At 73.0% G+C, this 9,926-nt stretch carries 7 protein-coding genes; 5 read left to right on the forward strand and 2 right to left on the reverse strand.

Annotation, left to right across the window (positions count from 1 at the left end; all coding sequences use genetic code 11):
- A partial coding sequence (locus tag KN815_RS34035; RefSeq protein WP_443732337.1) for a BACON domain-containing protein occupies positions 1 to 823 on the forward strand: 823 nt, incomplete at its 5' end.
- 775 nt (positions 824 to 1,598) lie between these two features.
- Here the strand turns inward: KN815_RS34035 and KN815_RS34040 are convergent.
- The gene (locus KN815_RS34040) at positions 1,599 to 2,543 is read right to left on the reverse strand and encodes a DUF3109 family protein (RefSeq protein WP_216345703.1); all 945 of its coding nucleotides are present in this window, start codon (positions 2,541 to 2,543) and stop codon (positions 1,599 to 1,601) included.
- A 196-nt stretch (positions 2,544 to 2,739) separates the two neighbouring features.
- Here KN815_RS34040 and KN815_RS34045 point away from each other — a divergent pair, with 196 nt between their 5' ends.
- The 4 genes from KN815_RS34045 to ilvD all read left to right on the forward strand — a co-directional run bounded on the left by KN815_RS34045 (position 2,740) and on the right by ilvD (position 7,525).
- Positions 2,740 to 3,669 carry a Ppx/GppA family phosphatase gene (locus tag KN815_RS34045; protein WP_216345704.1) on the forward strand — a complete coding sequence of 310 codons (930 nt, stop codon included), beginning with the start codon at positions 2,740 to 2,742 and terminating at the stop codon, positions 3,667 to 3,669.
- A gap of 321 nt (positions 3,670 to 3,990) precedes the next feature.
- Positions 3,991 to 4,839, forward strand: coding sequence for a sugar phosphate isomerase/epimerase family protein (locus KN815_RS34050; RefSeq protein WP_216345705.1), 849 nt, complete (start codon positions 3,991 to 3,993; stop codon positions 4,837 to 4,839).
- Positions 4,836 to 5,465 (forward strand): TetR/AcrR family transcriptional regulator, encoded by a 630-nt coding sequence (locus KN815_RS34055; RefSeq protein ID WP_216345706.1) that lies wholly within the window; start codon positions 4,836 to 4,838, stop codon positions 5,463 to 5,465. The genes KN815_RS34050 and KN815_RS34055 overlap by 4 nt, the downstream gene beginning before the upstream one ends.
- Before the next feature lie 209 nt (positions 5,466 to 5,674).
- Positions 5,675 to 7,525, forward strand: a complete 1,851-nt coding sequence (gene ilvD / locus KN815_RS34060) for a dihydroxy-acid dehydratase (RefSeq protein WP_216345707.1) — start codon at positions 5,675 to 5,677, stop codon at positions 7,523 to 7,525.
- Here ilvD and KN815_RS34065 read toward each other — a convergent pair.
- A complete protein-coding gene (locus KN815_RS34065; protein ID WP_216345708.1) occupies positions 7,509 to 9,665 on the reverse strand; it encodes a serine/threonine-protein kinase in 2,157 nt (718 codons plus the stop codon). The genes ilvD and KN815_RS34065 overlap by 17 nt on opposite strands.
- Positions 9,666 to 9,926: the final 261 nt, after the last annotated feature.

Below are 9,926 nucleotides of genomic sequence, written 5' to 3' on the forward strand. Positions count from 1 at the left end.
GGACCGGGCCGCCCGCCGCAGCCGGATGCGCAGCCGCGCGCTGACGACGACGGTGGTGGCGACGGTCATCGCGGCCCCGGTGCTCGCGCTGTGGGCCGCCTACCGGGGCGCCCCGCTCGCCGCTGACGAGCGCGACACGGACTCGGTGGCCGCCGCCGAGGCGGACGGCACGGACCAGGCCCCGGCCGGCCAGGACCGGCCCGCCCGTCGTTCGTACGAGCGCGGCGGCAGCGCGCAGGACCGTTCCCGCACTCGGATCGGCTCCGGCCCGTGGAGCGCCAAGGCGGGCCGCGGGGCGTCGGATGTGTCGGTCGAGGTCATCGGCGTGGACGGCGCGGTGGCGAGTCCCGGGCACACGGGCAAGGGCGGCGCAGCGTCCGGCCCGGACGGCTCCCCGGCCGGCGGCGGCCGCCCCGGCGACGGCTCAGGCCCGTCCCGGCCCGCCCCCGGCCCGGGGCGGCTCACGGTCACGGCACACCCCGAGGGCGAGGTGACGGTCATCACCCTCACCGCGTCCGGCGGCTCACCGGTGCACTGGTCGGCCTCCGCCGGGGCGTCCTGGCTCCGGCTGAACCACACGGGCGGGGTGCTGCGGCCCGGCGACTCCACGACCCTCACGGTCTCGGTCGACCACGGCCGGGAGCCGGCCGGGCACTGGAGCGCACGGGTCTCGGTGGATCCGGCGGGTGCGGTGGTACTGATCGAGGGCCGCGGCACAGGTTCTGTCCCCACCCCCACCCCCACGGGCCCCTCCGGCCAGCCGACCCCGGCCCCGACCGACCCGTCGCCCACGCCCTCCGGCCCGGCCGCGGCGAAGCGCTGACGCGGGGCCGGGACACATCAGCCGACGGGCGGCCCCCGAAGGCGCCGACGGGCGGCCCCGGACACGCCGACCGGCGGGGCAAGGGGATGTCCGACGGGCCGTGACGCCTGCGGCGGGCTGTTCCCCTCCCCTCCCCGCCCCTTCCCGACACCTGACGATATGCAGCTCCGCCGCGTGCGGGGCTCCGCCCCAGACCCCGAGATGTGAGGCGGAGCCCTCCCCAGCCACGCGGCGGAGCCGCGTATCGGGCCGGTCTCAGCCCTTCCGGTGTTTGAGGGGTGGGGTTTTGGGGCGGGGTCTCGGGCGGGGGTTGGGGCCGCGTGCGGCGGAGTCGCGTATTGGTGCGGTCTCAGCCCTTCCGGCGTTTGAGGAGCGGGCCCTGGGGCGGGAGCCGCATATCGGTGCGATGCCAGCCCCTCCGGCGTTTGAGGAGCGGGCCCTGGGGCGGGAGCCGCATATCGGTGCGATGCCAGCCCCTCCGGCGTTTGAGGAGCGGGCCCTGGGGCGGGAGCCGCATATCGGTGCGATGCCAGCCCCTCCGGCGTTTGAGGAGCGGGGTCCTGGGGCGGAGCCCCGGCGGGGGCCGGGGCTGGCCCCGGTTTCGGGAAGGGGCGGGTAGGGGAAAGACCCGCCGGGCACGAACGAGCGGTGACGAAGCCACACCAGTGGCCGCACGCACCAACGGCCGCCACCGCCCCGACCGCCCAGGACATCAGCACCGCCACGTCAGTCGGCCGGATCGACGGATCGCCCGTGTCAGTCGGCCAGGACCGCGTCAGCCCGCCGCATCCGCCGCGTCCGCCGGATCCGCCGCGTCCGCCGGATCCGCCGCGTCCGCCGGATCCGCCGGATCCGCCGGATGCGGAGCCACCATCGGCAGCGAGGCCGCCAGACGCTGCTCGCACAGCTCGACCAGCCGGTCGTATCCGGCCCTGCCCATCAGCTCCGTGAGCTCCGGCCGGTACGACCGGAACACCGGCTCCCCGGCCCCATGCGCCGATGTGGCCGACGTGCACCACCAGTGCAGATCGTGGCCGCCCGGCCCCCAGCCGCGCCGGTCGTACTCGGCGATGGTGACCCGCAGCACCCGGGTGTCGTCCGGCCGGTCGATCCAGTCGTAGGACCGGCGCACCGGCAGTTGCCAGCAGACATCCGGCTTGGTCTCCAGCGGCTCGCGCCCCTCCCGCAGCGCCAGGATGTGCAGGGCGCAGCCCGCGCCGCCCGCGAACCCCGGCCGGTTCTGGAAGATGCATGAGCCCTTGTGGCGCCGGGTCTGCCGCTCGCCGTCGTCGTCCTCCTGCACCCACCCCGAGGCGTGCCCCACATCGTGGAACTGCCAGATCTCCGGGGTCAGCCGGGCCGTATGGCGGCCGACCCGCTCCTCGTCCTCCTCGTCGGAGAAGTGCGCGCCCAGCGTGCAGCAGCCGTCGCTGGCCCGCCCCGCCTGGATGCCCTGGCAGCCCTGGCCGAAGATGCAGGTCCACCGGGAGGTCAACCAGGTCAGATCGCATCGGAAGAACTGCTCGTCGTCGGCCGGATCGGGGAATTCGACCCATGCGCGGGCGAAGTCCAGACCGACCTCGTCCTCGGCCGCCGCGGCGGCCTGGGCGGCCTGGGCGGCCTGGGCATCCTCGGCCCCGGACAGCGTCGGCTCCTCGGCCACCCACTCCGGGGCGGTCTTCCGGCTTTTGTCCCGCTTCGCCTTTTTCGTCTTTGCCACGGTGCAAGGGTAGGCCCCTCGGCCAAAAGCCGGAGGTGGAGACCGCCCCCGGCCCGGCGGCCCGGCCCGGCGGCAAAGCCCAGCGGCCCGCCCGGGCCCGAGATCAGCCGCCGACAGGCGGCAGCCCGGCCGCCCGGGCACGCGATCGTGGGGGACCTGTGCATGACACCGAGGTGGGAGCAGTAGCGTTCACGTTATGAGACTCGGTGTCCTCGACGTGGGTTCGAATACGGTTCATCTGCTTGTGATGGACGCCCACCCCGGCGCGCGCCCGCTGCCCGCGCACTCGCACAAGGCAGAGCTGCGGCTGGCCGAACTCCTCGACGGCGGCGGGGCCATCGGCCCCGAAGGCGTCGACCGCCTGATCGCGGTGGTCAAGGAGGCCCTGGAGGCGGCCGAGGACAAGGGCGTCGAGGACGTCCTGCCGTTCGCGACCTCCGCCGTCCGCGAGGCGACCAACGCCGATGAGGTCCTGGCCCGGGTCGCCGAGGCGACCGGCGTGCGGCTCCAGGTGCTCAGCGGCGCGGACGAGGCGCGGCTCACCTTTCTGGCCGCCCGCCGCTGGTTCGGCTGGTCCGCGGGGAAGCTGCTGGTCCTGGACATCGGCGGCGGTTCGCTGGAGATCGCGTACGGCATGGACGAGGAGCCCGACACGGCGGTCTCGCTGCCGCTGGGGGCGGGGCGGCTGACCGGTTCCTGGCTGCTCGGCGACCCGCCCGACGCGGCGGAGGTACGGGCCCTGCGGCGCCATGTGCGGGCCGAGATCGCCCGGACCGTCGGCGATTTCAGCCGTCGTGGGGCGCCGGACCATGTGGTGGCCACCTCCAAGACCTTCAAGCAGCTCGCCAGGATCACCGGCGCCGCGCGCTCCGCCGAGGGGCCGTATGTGGAGCGCCGTCTCACCCGCCGTGCGCTGGTGGAGTGGGTGCCGAAACTGGCCGCCATGACCACCGAGGAACGGGCCGGGCTGCCCGGGGTCTCCGAGGGCCGGGCCGGACAGCTCCCGGCCGGGGCGCTGGTGGCGGAGGCCGCGCTGGATCTGTTCGGCGTGGAGCAGCTCGAGATCTGCCCGTGGGCGCTGCGCGAGGGCGTCATCCTGCGCCGCCTGGACCACCTGCCCACCTGACCACACAGCGTCACCGGACCCGGCCCCGGAAGCGACGGCGGCCGGGCCGCGGACCTCTGGCGGCCGGGCCGCGAACCCCCGGCGGCCGGGCCGGAAAGCCCCAGCAACCGGACCGGAAAGCCCCGGTGACCAGGCCGGAAAGCCCCAGCGACCGGGCCGGAAAGCCCCGGTGGCCAAGCCGGAAAGCGGTGGTGACCAGGCTGGAAACCCCCAGCGGCCGGCCCGGAGAGCGAACATGACCGGGCCGGAAAGCGGCGGTGCCGCAGCCGCAAGCGCCGCCGCGGTTCGGCTGCGGAGAGCAGCCGCCGTACGCTGTCCCTCGTGACAGAGCCAGTGGTGCGCATCCCGGATGCGAAGGTCGCGCTGTCCACAGCCTCGGTCTATCCGGAGTCGACGGCGACGGCCTTCGAGATCGCGGCACGCCTGGGCTACGACGGCGTCGAGGTCATGGTGTGGACCGATCCGGTCAGCCAGGACATCGAGGCGCTGCGCCGGCTCTCGGACTACCACCAGGTGCCGATCCTCGCCGTGCACGCTCCCTGTCTGCTGATCACCCAGCGGGTCTGGTCGACCGACCCCTGGGTCAAGCTCCAGCGGGCCAGAGCCGCCGCCGAGAAGCTCGACGCGTCCACCGTCGTGGTCCACCCGCCGTTTCGATGGCAGCGGTCCTACGCCCGCGAGTTCGTCAGCGGAATCTGGCGGATGGCCGATGAGACCGATGTGCGGTTCGCGGTCGAGAACATGTACCCGTGGCGCTATCGCGATCGCGAGATGCTGGCGTACGCCCCGGACTGGGACGTCACCCAGGACGACTACCGCCACTTCACGATCGATCTGTCGCACACCGCCACCGCCCGCACCGACGCGATGGAGATGGTGGACCGCATGGGCGACCGGCTGGCCCATCTCCACCTCGCCGACGGCCAGGGCTCCAACAAGGACGAGCACCTGGTGCCGGGGCGCGGCAGCCAGCCCTGCGCCGAGCTGCTGGAACGGCTCGCGGTCACCGGTTTCGACGGCAATGTGGTCGTCGAGGTCAACACCCGGCGGGCCATGTCCACCGCCGAGCGCGAGGCCGACCTGGCGGAGGCCCTGGCCTTCACCCGGCTGCATCTGGCCTCGCCGACCTCGGCCACTCCGCCGCGCCGCAGGGCGGTGCCCGGTTCATGACCCCCACCCCGTCCGGGCCCGCCACGGGCCCGCGCAAGCGTGGCCGACCGGCCCGTACGAACGCCTCCGACGGCCCCGGCGCCCGCGACCGGATCCTGGCCGCGGCGCGCAACGAATTCGCCGAACGCGGCTATGACAAGACCTCGATCCGCGGCATCGCCAAGACCGCGGAGGTGGACCCGGCGCTGGTCCATCACTACTTCGGCACCAAGGAGCAGGTCTTCGAGGCGGCCATCGAGCTGATCCTCGCGCCCGCCATGGGCACACCGGACGCGGTGCACGGCAGCCGGGAGGGCGCGGGCGAGCGGATGGCCCGCTATATGTTCGGCTTCTGGGAGAACCCCGTCAGCCGGCTGCCGATGCTCGCCGTGATGCGCTCCGCGCTCACCAACGACGCCGCCGCCGCGGTGCTGCGCGGCATGATCGAGCGTCGGCTGCTGCTGCGGATGGCGGGTGAGCTGGACGTCCCGAACCCCGAGTTCCGGGCCCAGCTCGCGGCCGGGCATCTCATGGGGATCGCGATGCTGCGGTATGTGATCCGGATGGAGCCGATGGCCTCGGCGGAGATCGACGACATCGTGGCCATGGTGGGGCCCACTCTCCAGCGCTATCTGACCGAGAGCTGATCGAGAACCGACCGGCCCTGACCGACCGGCCCTGACCGACCGGCGCTGACCGAGCGCTGATCGGCCGGTGCCACACAGTGACCCCACCGTCTCTGGATCCGGACGGACCATCCGGATCCATGGACACAGGCGTAGGCTCAGAAGACTCCGATCCGATTCGCCGGGCGTCCCCTTCGCAGGACGCACGTATCACGAGGGAGCCGAGCACCGTGCCCGAGCTGAGGTCTCGCACCGTCACCCATGGCCGCAACATGGCGGGCGCCCGCGCCCTTATGCAGGCGTCCGGCGTAGCGCGCGAGGACTTCGGCAAGCCGATCATCGCCGTGGCCAACAGCTTCACCGAGTTCGTGCCCGGCCACACCCACCTCCAGCCGGTCGGCCGGATCGTCAGCGAGGCGGTCCACGCGGCGGGTGGCATTCCGCGCGAGTTCAACACCATCGCGGTGGACGACGGCATCGCCATGGGCCACGGCGGGATGCTCTACAGCCTCCCCTCCCGCGACCTGATCGCCGACTCCGTGGAGTACATGGTCGAGGCGCACTGCGCCGACGCGCTGATCTGCATCTCCAACTGCGACAAGATCACCCCCGGGATGCTGATGGCCGCGATGCGGCTCAACATCCCGACCGTCTTCGTCTCCGGTGGCCCCATGGAGGCCGGCCGGGCCACGCTCGTCGACGGCACCGTCCGCAAGCTGGACCTGATCAACGCGATCTCGGACGCGGTCAACGAGAACGTCTCGGACGAGGACATCCTCCGCATCGAGAACAACGCCTGCCCGACCTGCGGCTCCTGTTCCGGCATGTTCACCGCCAACTCGATGAACTGCCTGACCGAGGCGATCGGCCTCTCCCTCCCGGGCAACGGCTCGGTGCTGGCCACCCACACCGCCCGCCGGGCGCTCTACGAGACCGCCGGCCGTACGGTCGTGGAGATCACCAAGCGCCACTACGAGCAGGACGACGAGACCGTTCTGCCGCGCTCCATCGGCACCCGCGCCGCCTTCGACAACGCCATGGCGCTCGACATCGCCATGGGCGGCTCGACCAACACGATCCTGCATCTGCTGGCCGCCGCCCAGGAGGCCGGTCTCGACTACGACCTCGACGACATCAACGAGGTCTCGCGCCGGGTCCCCTGCCTGGCCAAGGTCGCCCCGAACGTGGCCCCCGGCGGCACGTACTACATGGAGGACGTGCACCGCGCGGGCGGCATCCCGGCGATCCTCGGCGAGCTGTTCCGCGCCGGGCTGCTGAACGAGGACGTCCACTCCGTGCACAGCTCCTCGCTCGCCGACTGGCTCAAGACCTGGGACGTGCGCGGCGGTTCACCGTCCGCCGAGGCCGTCGAGCTGTGGCACGCGGCCCCCGGCTGCAAGCGCTCCGCCACCGCCTTCTCGCAGTCCGAGCGCTGGGACACGCTGGACACGGACGCCGCCGGCGGCTGCATCCGCGACCTGGCGCACGCCTACTCCCAGGACGGCGGGCTCGCCGTCCTCAAGGGCAATCTGGCCGTCGACGGCTGCGTGGTGAAGACCGCGGGCGTGGACGAGTCGATCTGGACCTTCGAGGGCCCCGCCGTGGTCTGCGAATCCCAGGAGGAGGCCGTCGAGAAGATCCTGGGCAAGCAGGTCAAGGAGGGCGACGTCGTCGTCATCCGCTACGAGGGCCCCAAGGGCGGCCCCGGTATGCAGGAGATGCTCTACCCCACCTCCTTCCTCAAGGGCCGGGGCCTGGGCAAGGCATGCGCGCTGGTCACCGACGGCCGCTTCTCCGGCGGCACCTCGGGCCTGTCCATCGGCCACGCCTCGCCCGAGGCGGCGTCCGGCGGCACCATCGCCCTGGTCCAGGACGGCGACCGGATCCGCATCGACATCCCCGGCCGCACCATCGAACTCCTCGTGAGCGAGGAGGAGTTGGCGGCCCGCCGCGAGGCCCTCGGCGGCGTCTACGCCCCGAAGAACCGCGAGCGCAAGGTGTCCACCGCACTGCGCGCCTACGCGGCGATGGCCACCAGCGCCGACAAGGGCGCGGTCCGCGACATCAGCCGCCTCGGCTGACGTCGGTCCCGGCCGCCTCCACCGTGTCGTATCCGTAGACCGTGGTGAGGGCGTCACCGCTCAGCGTCAGCTCGGCGGGGACGCCACCGGGGTCCGTACGCGCCTTGCCCCGCCACAGCACCCGGCCGTTCCCGCGGTCCAGCGCGACCGTACGGCCGGCGGCGGTGGCCAGATACAGGGCGTTCCGGCGCCCGGACACGACGGGCGAGCCCAGCCACTCCACCTCCGTCGCCCCGCTCCACAGCCGCTTTCCGGTCGTGGTGACGGCGGTGACCTCGCCGTTCTGCCGGACGAAGTAGAGCGTGTCGCCCACCAGGGTGGGCTGGGTCTGCTGGGCGGAGAGCCCCTCGGGCAGCTTCACCCGGCGCGCCGGTCCGCCGTCCGGGGAGAGGAACAGCAGATCGGTGTAGTCGAAGCTGTCGTGGTCGCCCTGCTCCAGATAGAGAAGGTTGCCCGAGCGCTCGGCGAGGGATACGCCCATATCCGGTGTGCCGATCTGCCGGGCCGCTCCCGTGGTGGGGGACAGGGCGTAGAGCCGGCTCGGAGTGTCCGGGTCGCTGCGGTCCTCCATCGGTCTGCAATCGGCGAGGGGGCGTCCGGCCACCACGTCGGGGGAGCAGGTCAGCCCGTGGCCGACCCGGCGCGACCAGAGCGTGCCGCCGGTGCGCGCGTCCACCGCCTGGAAGGTCTCCTGGTCCCAGCTCTGGGTGAGCACGGCGGGGTGGCGGCCCCGCCGGAACACCGCGCCCTGGTCCGCGCCGCCGATGTCGGTCTTCCAGACCCGCTCACCGTCGCTGGTGCGGTAGCCCTCCAGCCGGGCCGTTCCGTCCGAGAGGCCGACGGTGCCCAGGACGAGACCGTCGACCACACCGATCAGCGCGTCCGGCTTCGTCGGCCGGTGCCAGGTCACGCGCCCCCGGGCGTCCAGCCGGGTGAGGGCGATCCCGGAACCGCCGCAGTACAGATCGGTGCCCGAGGCGAGGCAGCGACGGCCGCTCAGCCCATTGACCGTCTGCGGAGTCCCTTCGAGGCGGGTCACGACGTCGTCGTCGCCGGGCTCGGTGAGCGTGCGCTGCCAGGCGCGCCATCCGGACGGGAGCGAGGCGTCCGGCGACGAGCCGGTGCCGGGGCGGGCGTCCGGCTGCTCACCGGATCCGGCCTTGAGGACGACGACGGCCCCAGCGACCGCGGCGACCAGGCCCGCGGTGGCTCCGGCGGCCACCAGGGCGCGGCGGGGGAGACGGGCGCGGCGGGGCGCGCGGCCGACCTCCGTCGGCACGGCGGCGGAGCCCTCCGAATCGGCGGCGCCTGTGCCGCGGTCGTCCGTGCCGTCCTCGTCGGGCAGCGCCCGTAGCCGCTCCAGCAGCTCGTCAAGACCGGGACGCGCGGACGGCTCCTTGCTCAGGCAGTCCGCGACCGCGTCGCGCAACGGCCCGGTCACCGCGTCCAGTTCCGGCGGTTCGTGCACCACCTGATATGCGGTCATATACGGGCTGTCCGCGTCGAACGGGCTCTGGCCGGTCGCCGCGAACACCACCACCGTCGCCAGCGAGAACACATCGGACTCCGGTCCGACCTCCCGCGGATCGCGAAGCTGCTCCGGGGACATGAACGGGGGCGTGCCCATGACCCGGCCCGTCATGGTCAGGGTCTGGTGGTCCGCCGCCCGGGAGATGCCGAAGTCGATGACGCGGGGGCCCTCTTCGGACAGGACGATGTTGGCCGGTTTCAGGTCCCGGTGCACCACACCCGCCCGGTGGATGTCCCGCAGGGCCTCCACCAGCCCGATCGCCAGCCGCCGCAGCTCGGCGCCGCGCAGCGGACCATCCGCCGCGACCCGCTCGGCGAGGGTGCGGCCGGGGACGTACGAGGTCGCCATCCATGGCAGTACGGCGTGGGGGTTCGCGTCCACGACGGCCGCGGTGAACGCGCCGCTGACCCGCCGGGCTGCCGCGACCTCCTGCCGGAACCGCACCCGGAACTCATCGTCGTCGGCGAACTGCTGATGCACCACCTTCAGCGCCAGCCGCCGCCCCGACTGCGACTGAGCCAGATACACCGTGCCCATCCCGCCGCGGCCGAGCCGCCGTTCGAGTACGTAGCCTCCGATGGACTCCGGGTCCCCGGCACGCAGTGCCATTCCTGTTCTTCCCCCCAACGACCCACGATCCGGCGGTCAACGTAATCCAACCCCTCGGGCGTTGTAACCCAGCCCCTCCGGCGTTTGAGGAGCGGGGTCCAGGGGCGGAGCCCCTGGTATCGGGAAGGGGAGGGGAAAACAACGATATGCGGCTCCGCCGTGTCGTAGCCCCGGCTCGCACCGGCACCCCGTCGTGGCTCACCAGCCGGCCGGATCCCGCCCATCCACCGCGAACACCGTCCCATCCGGCCCCGTCGCGAA

Origin of the sequence: Streptomyces niphimycinicus (genome assembly GCF_018883605.1) — a bacterium.
In the GTDB taxonomy this organism is placed as follows: Bacteria; Actinomycetota; Actinomycetes; order Streptomycetales; family Streptomycetaceae; genus Streptomyces; species Streptomyces niphimycinicus.

Coding starts and splice junctions, on each gene's coding strand:
- KN815_RS34055 (WP_216345706.1), top strand. CDS start 4,836: ATGACCCCCACCCCGTCCGGGCCCGCCACGGGCCCGCGCAAGCGTGGC.
- KN815_RS34065 (WP_216345708.1), bottom strand. CDS start 9,665: ATGGCACTGCGTGCCGGGGACCCGGAGTCCATCGGAGGCTACGTACTC.
- KN815_RS34045 (WP_216345704.1), top strand. CDS start 2,740: ATGAGACTCGGTGTCCTCGACGTGGGTTCGAATACGGTTCATCTGCTT.